The 16,511-nt window shown below is 63.0% G+C and carries 16 protein-coding genes; 5 read left to right on the forward strand and 11 right to left on the reverse strand.

Features of this window, described 5'->3' with window-relative positions; genetic code table 11:
• Positions 1-4: 4 nt before the first annotated feature.
• Entirely contained in the window at positions 5-907 is a 903-nt protein-coding gene (locus ACSQ16_RS14275; RefSeq protein WP_243262657.1) for a DMT family transporter, read from the reverse strand.
• Positions 908-970: 63 nt separating this feature from the next.
• Here ACSQ16_RS14275 and ACSQ16_RS14280 point away from each other — a divergent pair, with 63 nt between their 5' ends.
• The gene (locus ACSQ16_RS14280) at positions 971-1,456 is read left to right on the forward strand and encodes an MgtC/SapB family protein (RefSeq protein WP_093926674.1); all 486 of its coding nucleotides are present in this window, start codon (positions 971-973) and stop codon (positions 1,454-1,456) included.
• Between the two features lie 33 nt (positions 1,457-1,489).
• Here ACSQ16_RS14280 and ftsY read toward each other — a convergent pair whose 3' ends face one another.
• Positions 1,490-2,863 (reverse strand): signal recognition particle-docking protein FtsY, encoded by a 1,374-nt coding sequence (ftsY, locus tag ACSQ16_RS14285; RefSeq protein WP_243262656.1) that lies wholly within the window; start codon positions 2,861-2,863, stop codon positions 1,490-1,492.
• Positions 2,864-2,958: 95 nt separating this feature from the next.
• A complete protein-coding gene (locus tag ACSQ16_RS14290) occupies positions 2,959-4,671 on the reverse strand; it encodes an NAD(P)H-dependent oxidoreductase subunit E (RefSeq protein WP_243262655.1) in 1,713 nt (570 codons plus the stop codon).
• A gap of 161 nt (positions 4,672-4,832) precedes the next feature.
• On the opposite strand from ACSQ16_RS14290, the gene ACSQ16_RS14295 reads away from it, so the two are divergent.
• Positions 4,833-5,834: an alkane 1-monooxygenase gene (locus ACSQ16_RS14295; RefSeq protein WP_243262654.1), complete on the forward strand. Its 1,002-nt coding sequence runs from the start codon at positions 4,833-4,835 to the stop codon at positions 5,832-5,834.
• A gap of 41 nt (positions 5,835-5,875) precedes the next feature.
• Entirely contained in the window at positions 5,876-6,265 is a 390-nt protein-coding gene (locus tag ACSQ16_RS14300) for a hypothetical protein (RefSeq protein WP_243262653.1), read from the forward strand.
• 6 nt (positions 6,266-6,271) lie between these two features.
• On the opposite strand, the gene xseA is transcribed toward ACSQ16_RS14300, so the two are convergent.
• The gene (gene xseA / locus ACSQ16_RS14305) at positions 6,272-7,834 is read right to left on the reverse strand and encodes an exodeoxyribonuclease VII large subunit (protein ID WP_243262652.1); all 1,563 of its coding nucleotides are present in this window, start codon (positions 7,832-7,834) and stop codon (positions 6,272-6,274) included.
• 70 nt (positions 7,835-7,904) lie between these two features.
• Here xseA and purD point away from each other — a divergent pair, with 70 nt between their 5' ends.
• Entirely contained in the window at positions 7,905-9,170 is a 1,266-nt protein-coding gene (gene purD, locus ACSQ16_RS14310; RefSeq protein ID WP_243262651.1) for a phosphoribosylamine--glycine ligase, read from the forward strand.
• A 30-nt stretch (positions 9,171-9,200) separates the two neighbouring features.
• Here purD and ACSQ16_RS14315 read toward each other — a convergent pair whose 3' ends face one another.
• The gene (locus tag ACSQ16_RS14315) at positions 9,201-9,896 is read right to left on the reverse strand and encodes an FG-GAP repeat domain-containing protein (RefSeq protein WP_243262650.1); all 696 of its coding nucleotides are present in this window, start codon (positions 9,894-9,896) and stop codon (positions 9,201-9,203) included.
• Positions 9,896-10,219 (reverse strand): 2Fe-2S iron-sulfur cluster-binding protein, encoded by a 324-nt coding sequence (locus tag ACSQ16_RS14320; protein ID WP_067625538.1) that lies wholly within the window; start codon positions 10,217-10,219, stop codon positions 9,896-9,898. The genes ACSQ16_RS14315 and ACSQ16_RS14320 overlap by 1 nt, the downstream gene beginning before the upstream one ends.
• A 167-nt stretch (positions 10,220-10,386) precedes the next feature.
• On the opposite strand from ACSQ16_RS14320, the gene ACSQ16_RS14325 reads away from it, so the two are divergent.
• Positions 10,387-10,938 (forward strand): peptidoglycan-binding domain-containing protein, encoded by a 552-nt coding sequence (locus ACSQ16_RS14325; RefSeq protein ID WP_243262649.1) that lies wholly within the window; start codon positions 10,387-10,389, stop codon positions 10,936-10,938.
• Between the two features lie 56 nt (positions 10,939-10,994).
• Here ACSQ16_RS14325 and ACSQ16_RS14330 read toward each other — a convergent pair whose 3' ends face one another.
• From ACSQ16_RS14330 to gorA, 5 genes are all read right to left on the reverse strand, one after another.
• Entirely contained in the window at positions 10,995-12,422 is a 1,428-nt protein-coding gene (locus ACSQ16_RS14330; RefSeq protein WP_394805088.1) for a DegQ family serine endoprotease, read from the reverse strand.
• 255 nt (positions 12,423-12,677) lie between these two features.
• A complete protein-coding gene (locus ACSQ16_RS14335; protein WP_093926683.1) occupies positions 12,678-12,872 on the reverse strand; it encodes a DUF2065 domain-containing protein in 195 nt (64 codons plus the stop codon).
• Positions 12,869-13,768, reverse strand: a complete 900-nt coding sequence (gene hflC / locus ACSQ16_RS14340) for a protease modulator HflC (RefSeq protein WP_093926684.1) — start codon at positions 13,766-13,768, stop codon at positions 12,869-12,871. The genes ACSQ16_RS14335 and hflC overlap by 4 nt, the downstream gene beginning before the upstream one ends.
• Positions 13,768-14,991 (reverse strand): FtsH protease activity modulator HflK, encoded by a 1,224-nt coding sequence (hflK, locus tag ACSQ16_RS14345; protein WP_208604026.1) that lies wholly within the window; start codon positions 14,989-14,991, stop codon positions 13,768-13,770. The genes hflC and hflK overlap by 1 nt, the downstream gene beginning before the upstream one ends.
• A 68-nt stretch (positions 14,992-15,059) precedes the next feature.
• Positions 15,060-16,439 (reverse strand): glutathione-disulfide reductase, encoded by a 1,380-nt coding sequence (gorA, locus tag ACSQ16_RS14350; RefSeq protein WP_243262647.1) that lies wholly within the window; start codon positions 16,437-16,439, stop codon positions 15,060-15,062.
• Positions 16,440-16,511: the final 72 nt, after the last annotated feature.

Here is a 16,511-nt window from a genome sequence, read left to right on the forward strand (position 1 = left end):
TCCTTCAGCCGCCCATTTCAACAATCACCGCCCCGGCCGCGATCAGCGCCATCAGCGCAATGCGGCGCGGGCCGACGGTTTCTTTCAGCACCAGCACCCCGATCAGCGCGGCAAAGACGGTCGATGTCTCGCGCAGCACCGCCGCCTCGCCCACCTTATCGAGCCGCGTGGCCAGCATGACCGACCCAAAGCTCGCGAATGCGATGAACCCGCCGATCACGCCGCGCAGCATCAGCGGTGCGACCTCGGGTGGGTTTTCCATCCGGTGCCAGCGCCGCCATGCGATCACCGGCATCACCAACCCGTCGATCATGAAAAACCACGCGAGAAAGGTAAACGGGTCCGCCGTAGCGCGGATGCCATAGGCGTCATATGTGGTGTAAAGCGCCACGAACAAGCCCGTGAGCACAGCAAGACCCAAGGCCGCGTGCAGCGTATCGCGGGCCGCGACCAGATTGCGCAGGTTATAGAGGGCAAGCCCGAAGATACCGCTGAGCAGCACGGCCACGCCAAGCCACTGCACCGCGTTGAACCGCTCGCCAAAGATCAGATAGGCCCCCACCACGGCAAAAAGCGGCCCCGTGCCGCGCACCACCGGGTAGACCACCGTATAAGCGCCCTTGGTATAGGCCCAGGCTTGCAACAGCTTGTAGATCACATGGATCACGAAAGCGCCGAGGAAAATCAGCCACATATGCGGCTCGGGCCATGGCACGACGAAGAGCGCAAAGGGCGCGGCCATCACACCATAGGAGACATCAATCGCCCCGCGCGTGAGCCACGGATCATGCCGCCCCTTTTGCAGCGCGCCAAAGACGGCATGCAAAAAGGCCGCCGAAAGCGCCAACCAGAGCGCCGCAGTATGCCCCGCGGGCGTGCCTTCGATCGACAGGATCCATTCGGTCATCGCGGAACCACCACAGCGACGAAAGGTTTATTACTCAAAGCCCTAACCACAAACGGAATTTCCATGCTCGAAAGCCTGCTTGATGACCTGACCAATAGTTTCTCTGCCGTACCGGTCACCGTCGCCGCGGCGCGGCTGCTGATGGCGGCGTTTCTTGCAGGTGTCGTGGGGTATGAGCGCGAGCGACGGGACAAGCCTGCGGGGCTGCGGACCCATATCATGGTGGCCATCGCCGCTTGTCTGTTCATCATCATCGGGCAGGAGTTGGGCAGTCTGGAGTTCGGCAAAGGCGACCAGATGCGCTTTGACCCGCTGCGCTTGATCGAAGCGGTCACGGCGGGCGTGGCCTTCCTCGCGGCAGGGATCATCTTCACCTCTAACGGCGAAGTGCGCAACATCACCACCGGCGCGTCGATGTGGTTGGCGGGGGCGATAGGTCTGTCCTGCGGCGCGGGGCAAATCCTGCTGGCCTGCCTCACGGCGGGGATCGTCGTTGCCGTGCTCACCGTGTTGCGCCAGATCGAAAAACTGCTCGGCACCCATGATTGAACCGGGCCGCCGACCGCAGCGGCCAAGAGTGCGTTAGCCATCCGTGCCCACCAAAGCAGCGGCAAATTCATCCGGGTCAAAGGGCGATAGATCATCGATCTGCTCCCCCACGCCCACGGCATGGATCGGCAGGCCGAAACGATCCGCCAACGCCACCAGAACGCCCCCCTTGGCGGTGCCATCCAACTTGGTCATAACCAGACCGCTGACGTCGGAAATCTCTTGAAAAACCTTCACTTGGTTCAGCGCGTTTTGCCCGGTCGTCGCGTCCAGCACCAATAGGGTGTTATGCGGCGCGGTCTCGTCCTTCTTACGGATGACGCGCACGATCTTGGCCAATTCCTCCATCAGGTCGCCCCGGTTTTGCAAACGGCCTGCGGTGTCGATCAGCAGCAAATCGGCGCCTTCCTCCTGCGCGCGGCCCATGGCGTCGAAGGCAAGGCTGGCCGGGTCGCTGCCCTGCGCTGCGGTCAAAACGGGCACGCCTGCGCGTTCGCCCCAGACCTGCAATTGCTCCACCGCAGCAGCGCGGAAAGTGTCGCCTGCGGCGATCACGACCTTTTTGCCCGCCGCACGGAATTGCGAGGCCAATTTGCCGATGGTCGTCGTCTTGCCCGAGCCGTTCACGCCGACCACCAGCACCACCTGCGGGGTCTTGGAATAGATCGGCAGGGGCCGCGCTACAGGCTCCATGATGCGGCTGACTTCGCTTGCGAGCAGTTGTTTGATCTCCGCCACCGAGAGTTTCTTGCCAAAGCGCCCTTCAGCCATATTCGCGGTGACCCGCAGCGCGGTGTCAACGCCCATGTCGGCACTGATCAGCAGTTCCTCGAGCTGTTCGAGCATCTCATCGTCCAGCGCGCGGCGCACCACGGGCTGTGCGGTGCTGCGGCCCATCAGACGTCCCAACAGGCCCGGCTTGGCCGGGGCGGCCTCGGTTTCGTCCAACGCAGGCGCGACCGGGGTCATCGCTTGGCGCAGATCCACGGCGGGGGGCACTTCGTCGGGGGCGGGTGCGGGTTCGGGGTCAACTGCGGGGGGCACCTGCTCCGGTTCGGGCGTGGGCTCAGGGTCCGATAGCGGCGGCACGGGCTGCGGTTCCGGCTCAGCGGGAGGCGCAGGCCGCGGTTCGGGGTCGGGAATGGCCACCGGTTCCGGGGTCGGCTCGTGCGTGGGGGCAGGCTCGGGTTCTTCCGCATCATCCCGCTCTGCAGCCAGCATCGGGCCGCTGTCCTCCTGCCCGTCGGGCATCACATCAGAGGCCGCGCCGGGCTGGTCCATCACCGCATCCACGGGGGCCGCTTCAGCCTCCGTCTCGCCGCCATCGCTGACGATCGCCTCCAGCCCCTCGTCGATCTTGGACGAGGATTTGAACAAGCGGTCCTTGAGCTTCGTGAAGAAGGCCATTGGCGTCTCCCATGCAATTTTGTCATGATCTATAGGCTTGCCCCCCCAGATGGAAGGGTGCCCGACCAGATCAACACCGCCGGAAGGGGTCGCGTTTAGATTTCGTCAGGAAAATGCTTCATCACCAGCCGGATCGGGTTCGGCGCCGCCTGCCCCAGTCCACAGATTGAGGCATCGACCATCGCGGTCGAAAGCTCCTCTAGCAGCCCTTGATCCCAGCGGTCTTCCTGCATCAGCTTGACCGCCTTTTCGCAGCCCACCCGGCAGGGCGTACATTGTCCACAGCTTTCATCCTCAAAGAACCGAAGCATGTTGAGCGCGGCCGCGCGGGCACTGTCATGTTCCGAAAGAACAACCACCGCCGCCGAGCCAATAAACGACCCATGCGGTTGCAGCGTGTCGAAATCGAGCGGCACGTCATCCATCGAAGCAGGCAGCAGGCCAGAGGACGGCCCGCCGGGCTGGTACGCCTTCAGCACATGCCCCTCGGCCATGCCGCCTGCCGCCGCGATGATATCGGTGATGGTCGACCCCGCAGGCAGCAGATACATCCCCGGCTGCGCCACGCGACCCGAGACCGAGTAGCTGCGCAGCCCCTTGCGGCCATTCTTTTCGGTCGCGTTCAACACCTGCGGCCCTTCGCGGCAGATGCGGGCGATCCAATGCAGGGTTTCCACGTTATGCACCAATGTCGGATGGCCAAAGACTCCGACCTGCGCCACATAGGGCGGGCGGTGACGCGGCAGGCCGCGCTTGCCTTCGATGCTTTCGATCATCGCGCTTTCTTCGCCGCAGATATAGGCGCCCGCGCCGCGGCGCAGATCGACATAGCCGGGCGCGATGAGGCCCGCACCTTCCAGAGCCGCGATCTCTCGGCGCAGGATTTCCAGCACCGCCGGGTATTCATCGCGCATGTAGAGGAAGACTTTTTCCGCCTCGACCGCCCATGCGGCGATCAACATGCCCTCAAGGAAAAGATGTGGTGTGCGCTCAAGATACCAGCGGTCCTTAAAGGTGCCCGGTTCGCCTTCGTCTCCATTGACTGCCAGATAGCGCGGCCCCGGATTGGCGTGCACAAAGCCCCATTTCTTGCCCGAGGGGAACCCCGCCCCGCCAAGCCCGCGCAGCCCGGCCACTAGCAGTTGCTCTTGCACCGCTTCCCAATCGCCACCCTGACGCAGGTTCAACAGTGCCTCGTAACCACCTGATGCGGCATAAGTTTCGCAGGTCTCGTAGTCAGGCAGCCGGAAATGGGTATCCCCAGCCCCTATCGCCGCGAGCACCTTTTCGGGCGTGGCATGATCGATATGGTTGTGGCCCAGTTCCAGCACCGGTGCCGTGTCGCAGCGCCCCATGCAGGGCGCGCGCAGGACGCGCACTTCGGTCGGGTCCAGCCCCTCCTCCAACGCGGTTTTCAAGGCCTGCGCCCCCGCCAGTTCACAAGACAAAGAATCGCAGACACGGATGGTTAGCGCGGGAGGCGGGGTCTCGCCCTCTTTCACCACGTCGAAATGCGCGTAGAAACTGGCGACCTCATAGACCTCGGCCATCGACAGGCGCATCTCTTCGGCCAAGGCACGCAGATGTGCGGCAGAGAGGTGGCCAAAGCGGTCTTGGATCAAATGCAGAAACTCGATCAGCAGATCGCGGGCGCGCGGGCGGTCGCCCAACAGCGCACGGACCTCCTCCCAAGCCGCGTCCTGCAACTGCCGCCCCTTTGGATGATGCCGCCCCTTGCCCTTGCCAGATTTCCAAACGCCCTTTTGCGGTTCCTGCCCCGCCGCTTTACCGTGATCATCCAGCGCCATGTCGCTTCCCCCCGCCTTGCTTTCAGCAGTCGTAGCAAATCAAGGCGCAGCCCGGCGATCAAAAAGCGACAATCGCGCGGGTGTTTGCGTTGTGCGCAGACCCTGCGGCGGGCAGAATGAGGGGGCCGAGCCCATTGGCGCGGCGTCGCAGGGGAAAACGCATGCTGTGGTATGTGATCGCAAGTCTGACACCGGCGGTGCTGATCGCCGTCGCCGCCCTCTTGGGCGGGGTCTGGCCCGTGCTGGCGCTGTTTTCGATCACGGTACATGTGGCCTTCATGGACCGGTTGGGCCGCGCGGTGAGCCTTTCCGACCGCTCCGGTCGCGCCTTGACGCTGTCCTTGGCTGCCGCGCATTTCCTGCTGCTGCCGCTCGGGGTCTGGGCGATTGGCGTGGCCCCGCATCTTGAGGGGCTGGACCGCGTTCTGATCTTCGCCGCCCTTGGCCTGTTTCTGGGTCAGATCAGCAATTCCAACGCGCATGAGTTGATACATGCCAGCCGCCGCCTGCCCCGGCGGATCGGCACGGCGGTCTATATCTCTTTGCTGCACGGGCATCATGTCTCGGCCCATCTGCGGGTGCATCACCCCGCCGCCGCCACCCCCGCCGATCCCAATTCCGCGCCCAAGGGCATGGGGTTCTGGCGCTTTCTTCTCAGCGCAAGCTGGGGAGAGTTTCGCGCCGGGTGGCAGGCCGACAGCGCGCAGCGGGCGCGCAAGACGGGGGCGAAGGGGCTGCACCCTTACGCGATCTACCTCGGCGGTGCCGCATTGGCCCTGCTCACGGCGTTGCTTTTGGGCGGCATTTCCGGGCTGTTCGCCTATCTTGGCCTTGCCGCCTATGCACAGATGCAACTGCTGCTGTCGGACTATGTGCAGCATTATGGCTTGCGGCGGCAGCAACGCCCCGATGGCCGGTTCGAGCCGATCGGCCCGCAGCACAGCTGGAACGCCCCGAAATGGTATTCCGCGGCCATGATGCTGAACGCGCCGCGCCATTCGGACCATCACATGCGCCCTGCCCGCGCCTTTCCGGCGTTGGAAGTGACCGAAGAGATGCCGAAACTGCCCTATTCCCTGCCCATCATGGCGGTGATCGCCCTAGTGCCACCGCTCTGGCGTCGGATGATGGACCGCCGCGTGGCGCGGTTGCGCAGTGGCTGATCCCACTGGCGCGGGGCGCAGGCTTCTGGCAGGCTGTTGGGATGAGACATGCCCTCGCCCTGATCTGCGCCCTCCTGCCCCTGCCCGCCTTGGCCGAAATGTCTGCGGCAGAGTTCGAGGCCTATACGCAGGGCAAAACGCTCTATTTCGGCCAGTCCGGCGCGCCCTACGGGGCGGAAATCTATCACGAGAACCGGCGCGTGCAGTGGTCCTTTCTGGATGGCCATTGCAAAGAGGGGCGCTGGTATGAGGCCGATGGGCTGATTTGCTTTGTCTACGAAGACAACCCCACCCCGCAATGCTGGAGCTTTATCGAAAGCCCATCCGGGCTGGTCGCCCGGTTCGAGAATAATCCAACCCAGACAGAACTTTACGAGGCAAAAGAACTGAACGACCCTCTGCTCTGTCTCGGGCCCGAAGTCGGGGTCTGAGCGGCCTTAGCTTTCGCCTTTGACCGCCAACCGACCATCCGCAAATTCGATTTCCAGATGTGCCGCGTTCTGGGCGGCCTCCGCACTGGTCACCACATCACCGTCGCCCCGCACCACGGCGAAACCACGGGCCAGCGTTTCGCGGTAACCGAGCGTGCCGAGCGTCCGGCCCATCGCGTCGATCTGGCGGCGACGGCGGTCTTGATCCGCGCGGCCTGCGCGCGCCAGCCGGGCGAGCATTTCCTTTAGCCGCTGGTCTTGGCGGGAAAGGTCGCGGACCAGCACCTCTGGGCGGAAGGTTTGCGTGCGGTCGAGCAGCCGTTCACGACGACGCAGGATTTGGCGTTGCAGCACCTCGGGGTGGAACCGGTCGGCCCGCGCGGCCAGCCGTTCACGCTGCCCCGCCAAGTTGCGTTGCCATGCGGGGTCGAGCCTTGCCGAAATCTGGGCCAGCCGCTGACGATCCGCCTCCAAGTGACGGCGCAGAGTGCCGGGGCGCAGCGCGCCGGACATATCGGCCAGCTTCACGCGGCGACCTTGGACGCCCGCGATCAGCGCGGGGGCGAGTTTTTCACCACCACGGTCGAGCCTTTGGCGCGGCCCTTCCAACAGCGTGTCGGCCCTGGGCAAAGCCCGCGCCAGATCCCGCATCCGCTGGCCGCGCCGGGTCAACCCTTGGCTCAGCGCCTGACGCATCCTTGCGCCCTGCCCTTCGAGCCATGCTGCCAGTTCATGCCGCACGGGCACCGCCAATTCCGCCGCAGCGGTCGGCGTCGGCGCGCGTTTGTCTGAGACAAAGTCGATCAGCGTCGTGTCGGTTTCATGCCCTACGGCAGAGATCAGCGGGATGTCCGAGGCTGCCGCCGCGCGGGCGACGCTTTCCTCGTTAAAGCCCCAAAGGTCTTCGACAGACCCACCACCTCGCGCCACGATCAACAAATCGGGCCGCGGCAATGCGCCACCGGGGGTCAGCCGGTTGAACCCTTGGATAGCGCGCACCACCTCGGGGGCGCATTTCGCCCCTTGCACGGCGACGGGCCAGACCAGCACCTTGCGCGGGAAACGGTCGCGGAGCCGGTGTAGGATATCACGGATCACGGCCCCCGAGGGCGAGGTCACGACGCCGATGATCTCGGGCAGATAGGGCAGCGGGCGCTTGCGTTCGGGGGCGAACAACCCCTCCGCCGCCAGCGCCGCCTTGCGTTTCTCCAACAGCGCCATCAGCGCGCCCATGCCCGCCGGTTTGATATCCTCAATGACGATCTGGTACTTCGACTGTCCGCCGAAGGTAGTGATGCGCCCGGTGGCGACGACCTCCATCCCCTCTTCGGGCTGGGTTTCAAGCCGCGCGGTCACCCCTTTCCAGATCACGCCTGAGATCACCGAGCGGTCGTCCTTCAGATCAAGATAAACATGCCCCGAACGCGGTCGGCTGACGCGCCCCACTTCACCCCGAATCCGGACATGGGCAAACTCACCCTCAATCACCCGCTTGATCGCGCCCGAAAGCTCGGTCACCGTGAATTCGGGGCTGTTGCCACCGGGAGCGGGGTCGTCGAACAGATCCATCTGGGCACCTTGTGTCTGTGGGCACCCCAGCTTAGAACGCGGAGCAACGAAGTCCAAGGGAGTGCGCGGCATGAATATCCTGATCCTCGGCAGCGGTGGCCGCGAACATTCACTTGCTTGGGCGGTCATGCAGAACCCCAAATGCGACAAGCTGATCGTGGCACCGGGCAATGCGGGCATCGCGGCCATCGCGCAATGCGCCAAGCTCGACATCATGGATGGCGCAGCGGTGGTGGCCTTTTGCGAGGGCAACAACATCGACTTCGTCATCATCGGCCCCGAAGCGCCCCTCGCCGCAGGTGTAGGCGACGATCTGCGTGCGGCGGGTTTCGACGTTTTCGGCCCCTCCAAAGCAGCGGCGGCGCTGGAAGCCTCCAAAGCCTTTACCAAGGAAATCTGCGACGCGTGCAAGGCACCCACGGCAGCCTATGGCCATTTCACCGATGCCGCCAGCGCCCGCGCCTATGTGGACAAGCAAGGCGCGCCGATTGTCATCAAGGCCGACGGTCTGGCAGCGGGCAAAGGTGTCATCATCGCCATGACCGACGCCGAAGCCCTCGCCGCCGTAGATGAGATGTTCGACGGTGCCTTTGGCGACGCGGGCGCCGAGGTCGTGATCGAAGAGTTCATGGAAGGCGAAGAGGCGTCCTTCTTCGTGCTCTGCGACGGGGAGACGGTGCTGCCCATCGGCACGGCCCAAGACCACAAGCGCGTCGGTGACGGCGACAGCGGTCCCAATACCGGCGGCATGGGGGCCTATTCCCCCGCGCCGGTGCTGAGCGACGAGATCGCCGAACGCGCGTTGGAAGAGATCATCCGCCCCTGCATGGCCGAGATGGCGAAACGTGGAATGCCCTATCAGGGCGTGCTCTATGCCGGATTGATGATCAAAGACGGCCAGCCGCGTCTGGTGGAATACAACGTTCGTTTCGGCGACCCGGAGTGCCAAGTGCTGATGATGCGCCTTGGCGCGCAGGCTTTTGATCTGATGCAGGCGACGGCCAAGGGGTCTTTGGCCGATATGCAGGTGAACTGGGCCGAAGACCACGCGCTGACCGTGGTGATGGCGGCGAATGGCTATCCCGGCGCCTATGACAAGGGCAGCGAGATCAAAGGGCTGAAAGACCTGCCCGAAGACAGCGCCAATATGGTGTTCCACGCGGGCACTGTGACACAGGACGGGGCGATCTTGGCCAACGGCGGCCGCGTGCTGAACGTCACCGCGCGGGGCGCCACGCTGGCCGAGGCACAACAGCGTGCCTATGCGATGGTCGACGGGATCGATTGGCCAGAAGGCTTCTGCCGCCGCGACATCGGCTGGCGCGCGCTGAGCTAACAGGCGGCGGCTTAAGCCGCCCCAGCACTCTCACTCACAGGCAAGTGCCGCGGCAAAGCTGTCGACCCCCGCAAAGGGGCCGATGTCGCGCCGCACAAGCTGCCCACCCTTCAGGGTTACCCCCACCACACGCCGCCAATCGGCATCCGCCAGCACCATCTCAGGCCCCGCACCGCAATCGCGCAGACCGCCCGAGATGAAGGACTCTCCGATCCGATGGTTGGTTAGCCCCGGCATCTGAGCCACTTCGCTCAGCTCCCCATCCGCAAAACGCCAGACCCGCAGCACCCGCGCCAGATGTGGGCGGTCGACATAGGCGATCTCAACCGCGCCGTCGCCATCCAGATCAGCAGCACCTATGGGGGCAAGCCAGCGGTTGCTTTGGCCGATATGCGGGGTCTCAGCAATCTTGCCCTTGGGGCCGTAGATTGCCAGCGCCGCACCGCGGTTCATGTCGGTCTCAATCACCAGCACTTCGGGCGTGCCATTGCCGGTCACATCGACCAGCCGCGGGGCAATATCTTCGAAAACATGGTCACAGGGCAGATTGAAGCGTCGCGCGCTTCCGTCTGCCAAGGAAATCTGCACCCCGCCCCATTCCAGCGCATCGCCCAGAATGCCATGGGCGTAGCGCCCGGTCGGGTGGATATAGCGCGCGGCGGTGATCGTCTCCGCCACGGCGCTGGTTGCGATCAGCGCCAGCAGTGCCGCGCCGACCGCCCGCATCAGATTTGCTTTTCGGGCATCTGCACGCGCAGACCGTCCAGCGCATCGGTGACTTTGATCTGGCAGGTCAGACGCGACCGCGCGGGGTCAGGCTCAAACGCGAAGTCGAGCATGTCTTCTTCCATGTCGTCCATCGGGGTCAGTTTCTCTGTCCACGCGGGATCGACATAGACGTGGCAGGTGGAGCAAGCGCAAGCCCCGCCACAGTCGGCTTCGATGCCGGGAATGTTATTGTCCCGCGCGCCTTCCATGACCGTGAGACCATTGGCCACCTCGACCACATGCTCGGTGCCGGAGTGTTCGACATAGGTGATTTTGGCCATGATGATGCCCTTTCGTCCTAAAAGTTCGGCCTTGTTTAGCGGGCTATGGCAGCCGGTTCCAGCCCCCTTTTCGTGAGGTCACGCAGTGCGTGACATTGCGGTGGGCAAGGTCCGCGCATCCCGCTAGTCTGCACCGCGAACGACAGGCAAGCCCCGAGAGAACCGGCATGAAACAGCCCATCACATTCCGATCCGCCACCCTGCGCGGGGCGCTGCTCTTGGCGGTGGCCGGGATTGCGGGGTGTGACAGCACGACCCCGGCCACCCCGCGCCCGGAGCCGGGGGTGTTGGAGGCGACGCGCAACGGCCCCGCAGGCGCGGCTGAGGGCAGTTGCTGGGGCCGCACGGTCAGCCCTGCGGTAATTGAAACGGTGACCGAACAGGTCGAAGTCACCCCCGCCAAGATGAACCCCGATGGCAGCATTGCCAAGCCGCCGGTCTACAAAACCGAGACACGGCAAGAGATTGTACGCGCGCGGGTCGACAACTGGTTTGAGACCCCCTGCCCCGATGTGCTCACGGTGGAGTTCAACAGCACGTTGCAACGCGCGCTACAGGCGCGTGGTTATTACAGCGGGCCGATCACGGGCGAAATGGACGCCGCCACACGGCAGGCGGTGCGGCGCTATCAGGCGCAGCAGGGGCCGAATAGTGAAGTGCTGTCGCTTAACACCGCCCGCGCGCTTGGATTGGTCACGGTGCCCCGGCAAGGCGGCTGATCCCGAAACGCAAAAGGGCGCCCGCAGGCGCCCTCATTAACCTCTACCTTAGCAGATTACTCAGCCAGCGACAGCGCCACAAAGCGCGGATCACCACCACGGCGCACCAGCAAGAGCAGAGACTTGCGCCCCGCATCTTTTGCCGCCTCAATACGCGCTTCCAGATCGGTGATGTTTGTCACCTTTTCCTGTCCCGCTTCGGTGATGATGTCGCCCATGCGCAGGCCTTTTTCAAAGGCTTCGGAAGTCTGATCAACGTCCGTTACCGCAAGGCCGGTCGTACCGTCATCCGCCCCAAGCTCGGCGCGGAGCGCGTCCGTGAGCGGTGTCAGTGTCAGGCCCATCAGCAGTGTCGACTGCGGCTCAGCCCCGGTGCCGTCATCGGCGTTTTCATCCATTGCAGCAGGCACCGCGCTATCCGCATCTTCGCGGCGGCCAAGCACAACCTTGATGGTCTGGGTCTTGCCATCGCGCAACACAGTCACCCGCACGGTCGCGCCCACAGGGCTATTGCCCACCTGACGCACCAGACCACGGGTATCGATCACTTCAACACCGTCAAAGGATTTGATCACGTCGCCGGTCTTAAGCCCTGCATCCCGAGCCGGGCCTTCCGGCACATCGGTGATCAACGCGCCAACGGCTTTCTTAAGACCCATGGCATCGGCCACATCATCGGTCACGTCCTGAATGCGCACGCCCAGCCAACCGCGGCGGGTCTCACCGAACTCTTTCAACTGATCGATCACCCGTGTCACCACGTTGGAGGCCATCGAAAAACCGATGCCGATGGAGCCGCCATTGGGCGACAGGATTGCGGTGTTCACGCCGATCACTTCGCCATCCATGTTGAACAACGGCCCACCGGAGTTGCCCCGGTTGATCGCGGCGTCGGTCTGGATGTAATCGTCATAGGTGCCCGACAGCGCCCGGTTGCGCGCCGAGACGATGCCCGCAGAGACCGAAAAGCCCTGCCCCAGCGGGTTGCCCATGGCGATGACCCAATCGCCAACACGCGCAGCGTTGCTATCCCCGAAAGAGACGAAGGGCAGCGGCTGTTTGGCTTCGACCTTCAGCAGTGCAATGTCGGTCTTTGGGTCGGTGCCGATCACCTCGGCGACGAGTTCCTCGCCCGAGAAGAATTCGATCGTGATCTCATCAGCGCTTTCGATGACGTGGTTGTTGGTCACCACATAGCCGTCTTCAGAGATCACAAAGCCTGAGCCAAGCGCCGAAGACCGACGCGGACGATTGCCCTCGCCGTCGTTGTTGCGGTCCTGAAATTCGCGAAAGAAATCTTCAAAAGGAGAGCCTTCGGGAACGATGCCCTGCGGCCCGGTGCGGCCCTCAACTGTGGTCGACGTGGTGATATTCACCACCGAGGGGCTGATCTTTTCCGCGAGCGGGGCGAGGCTTTCGGGTTTGGCCAGCGCCATGCTGGCTTGCAGGATCAAGAGGGTCAGCGCCATCACCCCCATTGCCATCGCTCGCATCCATTGGGTGTCTTGTGCTGTTTTGGACAGGGAAACCGCCTTGGCCTGCATTCATCGTCTCCTGATTGTTCCTGTTGTTGCCAACGTGGGCAGAGTGCATTCCGAACGGACGCGCTGCAACATCAAAGATGGGGCCGATCACGGGGTTTTCAACTGTCGGGCGCATGACGAATTTGTGCGACGTCATGTGATCATTGTAGAAGCTCAAGCGGAAACCACCCGGTAGCTCGGCGCCTTCAAGCGCCCCTAAACGCCAAGCTGGAACGCGAGCCAGACCAGCATCAGCCCCGCAACGACCGCGAGCGCGCCAACTTGGCGCAAAGCTCCCTCAGGAATGCGGCGCAGCATCTCCAGCATCTGCTCCAAAAACGAAGGGGCCAGTGCGTACACCAGCCCCTCGAATATCAGAACCGACCCGAGAGCCAGTAAAACAAGGCTCATTCGCGCTCGCCCTCGGCAGAGCGGCTGCCCTGATCAGAGCGCAGGTAGTTAAAGAACTCGCTGTCCGGTGACATCACCATGGTCGAGTTATCGCCCTGCAAGGCCTGCTCATAGGCGGTCAACGACCGGTAGAATTCAAAGAACTCCTGATCCTTGCCATAGGCCTGAGCGAAGATGTTGTTTCGCTGGGCATCGGCCTCACCTTCGATGATCCGCGCATCACGGCGCGCCTCCGAGAGGATCTCTTCATAGGTCCGGTCCGCAAGGGCAGTCACACGCTGCGCGGCTTCACGGCCACGGGCGCGTTCGTCGGTGGCTTCACGCTCACGCTCGGCGATCATCCGCTGCAGCGTCGCATCAAAGTTCTGCTCAGGCAGGTTGGTTTGACGCAGCCGCACATCGACGACTTTGAGGCCAAGCGCCTGTGCACGGGCATCAGCACGCACACGGATTTGCTCCATCAAGTCCGACCGCTCAGGCGAAAGGATCGTGTTGGAGGTCACGCCCTGCGAACCCAGAACGGCACGGATTTGGCTTTCCATGATGCCGCCCATTTCGCTTTCGGCCTGACGCTCTCCGCCCGCACCCAAAGCTTGGCGGTACTGGACCATATCGTCGATCCGGTAGAGGACGAAGGCATCGATTTCCAAACGGCGGTCATCGGCAGGGGTGACTTCGATCACCGGCGTTTCCAGCGACAGAATGCGGTCTTCGTAGCGCACAACCTCGTCCAAGAAAGGCACCTTGAAACCAATGCCCGGCTCGTTGCGGACCTGTTTGATTTGACCAAAGCGCAGAACCAGCGCTTTTTCACGCTCGTCGACCACAAAAACCGAGGCCAATATACCAACGATGGCAATGACTACGATGGGGATAAGTAGGCTCGTTTTACGCATCAGTTCGACCCTCCGCTGCGCCGCAGCTCGTTCAGTGGCAGATAAGGAACAACGCCTTGGCCATCTTGACCGCTGCCGTTTTCGAGGATGATTTTATCCACGTCGCCCAGCACCTTTTCCATGGTCTCAAGATACAGCCGCTTGCGCGTTACTTCGGGCGCGTTGCGGTACTCTTCCAACACAGCTTCAAAACGGCTGGCTTCACCCACGGCGTCGTTCACTACACGGGCACGGTAACCTTCGGCGGCTTCCAGAAGTTGCGCCGATTCACCGCGTGCTTCAGCGGTACGGCGGTTGGCATAGGCATCCGCCTGACGTTCCACCCGGTCGCGCTCCTGCTCGGCGGCCTGCACGTCACGGAAAGCATCGACAACCGACTGCGTGGTTGTGTTGCCGTTGGCATCTGTGACCTGCACAGTCTGGCTGGGCGGATCGACCTTGTTCACGTTGACACGCAGCACGTTGATGCCGGTTTTGCGGTTATCAAGCGTGGTTTGGATCAACTCTTTGACCCGGTCGGCCACCGCACCACGATCCCGGTTGAGGATCGGCGCGAGCTCGGACTGGGCGATGACTTCGCGCATCGCAGATTCGGAAATCGCACGAACGGAGGCTTCGGGGTCGCGCAGCGAGAATTTGAAATCGCGCGCGTTCTTGATGTTCCAAACCACCTGAAAGTCGATGTCGACGATGTTTTCATCCGTGGTCAGCATCAAGCCCTCGTTGCCGCCGCCCCCGCGCCGCACACCCAGTTCCTCGGTGCGGTTGGTGGTGACGTCAAAAACCTCTGCGGTGACCAGCGGCCATGGGGCAAAGTTCAGACCCTCGGTACCAATGCCGGAAAATTCGCCCAAGAACAGTTCGATCGACTGCTGTTCAGGCCGCACGGTATAAAAGCTGGCGAAACCCCAGAGCGCCACCCCGGCCAAGAGCGCGATGCCCAGGGTCGAGCGTGTCACGCCCGGCCCGCCAGAACCGCGACCGCCGCCGCCGGTGCCATTGCCCCGGTCACCACCACGGCCACCCATCAAAACGCGCAACTGCTCTTGGCCCTTACGCACCAGATCGTCGATCTCGGGCATTTGGGGGCGGTCGCCGCCCTGCCCGCGTGGACCGTCTTTGCGTCCCCCGTTGCTGCGGTCTCCACCGGTATCACGGTCTCCGCCGTTGCCCCGGTTGCCGCCTCCGCCGCCCCCCCAAGGGCCTTGCGAATTTCCTGCCATTGTTATGTTCCCCTCTTGGCCGCCCATGCGGCCTATCGTTCTAAAAATTGTACGCTTTCGCGTGATATTCAAGCCGTGCGGGTTGGATTACGCATGGTAACCAGTTCTTCCGACATGGTCGGGTGCACCGCGCAGGTGGCGTCGAACTGCTCTTTCGTGGCACCCATCTTGACTGCGATGCCGACCATTTGGATCAATTCACCCGCATTGGGTGCGACGATATGACAACCCAACACAACCCGTGTTTCAGCGCAAACGATCAGTTTCATCAGCACCCGGTCCGCCTTGCCCGCAAAGGCCCCCTGCATCGGTTTGAAGGAAGTCGCATAGACCTCGATCGGCCCTGCCTCCCGCGCGGCTTCTTCGCTCAGCCCCACGGTGCCCATTTCAGGCTGGGTGAAGATTGCCGAGGGCACCAGATCATGATCGACCGGCGTCGGCTTACCGCCAAAGACCGTTTCGACAAAGGCCATCCCTTCGCGGATCGCCACAGGTGTCAGGTTAATCCGGTTGGTCACGTCGCCGATAGCATAGATCGAAGGCACAGCCGTCTGGCTGTATTCGTCCACTTCGATCTCACCGCTGCGGCCCAGTTTCACGCCCAGTTCTTCCAGCCCCATGTCGTCGCTGTTCGGGCGACGGCCCGTGGCAAAGAGCACTTGATCGAACATCTTTTCGGTGCCGTTGGTCGGCTTGACCTTCATTGGGCCGCTGCCGTCTTCGTGGCTGGGCGTCATCTCCAGAATGTTGGTGCCAAGATGCAGGTCGATCCCCTTTTCCTGCATCATCTCGGCCACCATGCCGCGGGCTTCGTCGTCAAAGCCGCGCAGGATCTGCGCACCGCGGTAGTACTGCGTCACTTCGACGCCCAAGCCGTTGAGGATACAGGCGAATTCACAGGCGATATAACCGCCGCCGATGATCAGGATCGACTTGGGCAGTTTTTCCAGATGGAACAGGTCGTCAGAGACCAGCCCCAGTTCCGCATTCTCGATCTCGGGGCGCACGGGGCGACCGCCGCTGGCGATGAGGATATGTTTAGCGGTCTTCTCGGTGCCGTCGGACAAGGCGACGGTATGGGCGTCTTTGATCCGCGCACGGGCGTCGAAGGTGTCAACGCCAGAGTTCTTCAAGAGCTTGCGATAGACGCCTTCGAGACGGTCCAACTCTGTGTTCAGGCGGCCTTTGAAGTCATGCCAATCAAACGGCCCAGCCTTGAGATCCCAGCCAAAGCATTTCGCCTCATCCACCACATCGGCATAGCCCGAGGCGAAGACCATCAGCTTCTTAGGCACGCAGCCCCGGATCACACAGGTCCCGCCATAGCGGTCTTCCTCGGCCAGTCCGACCTTGGCGTCATGCTCGCCCGCCGCGACGCGCGCCGCGCGCACACCGCCCGAGCCGCCACCGATGACAAACAGGTCGTAGTCGAATTCATTCTTGGCCATTTGGCGCCTCTCTTAGTCGTTTTTGGTATTGCGCGGGATCGCGCATATTTTGGTGTTGCGCGGGATCGCGCA

Origin of the sequence: Sulfitobacter sp. SH24 (assembly GCF_965641895.1) — a bacterium.
Taxonomy (GTDB): Bacteria; Pseudomonadota; Alphaproteobacteria; order Rhodobacterales; family Rhodobacteraceae; genus Sulfitobacter; species Sulfitobacter dubius.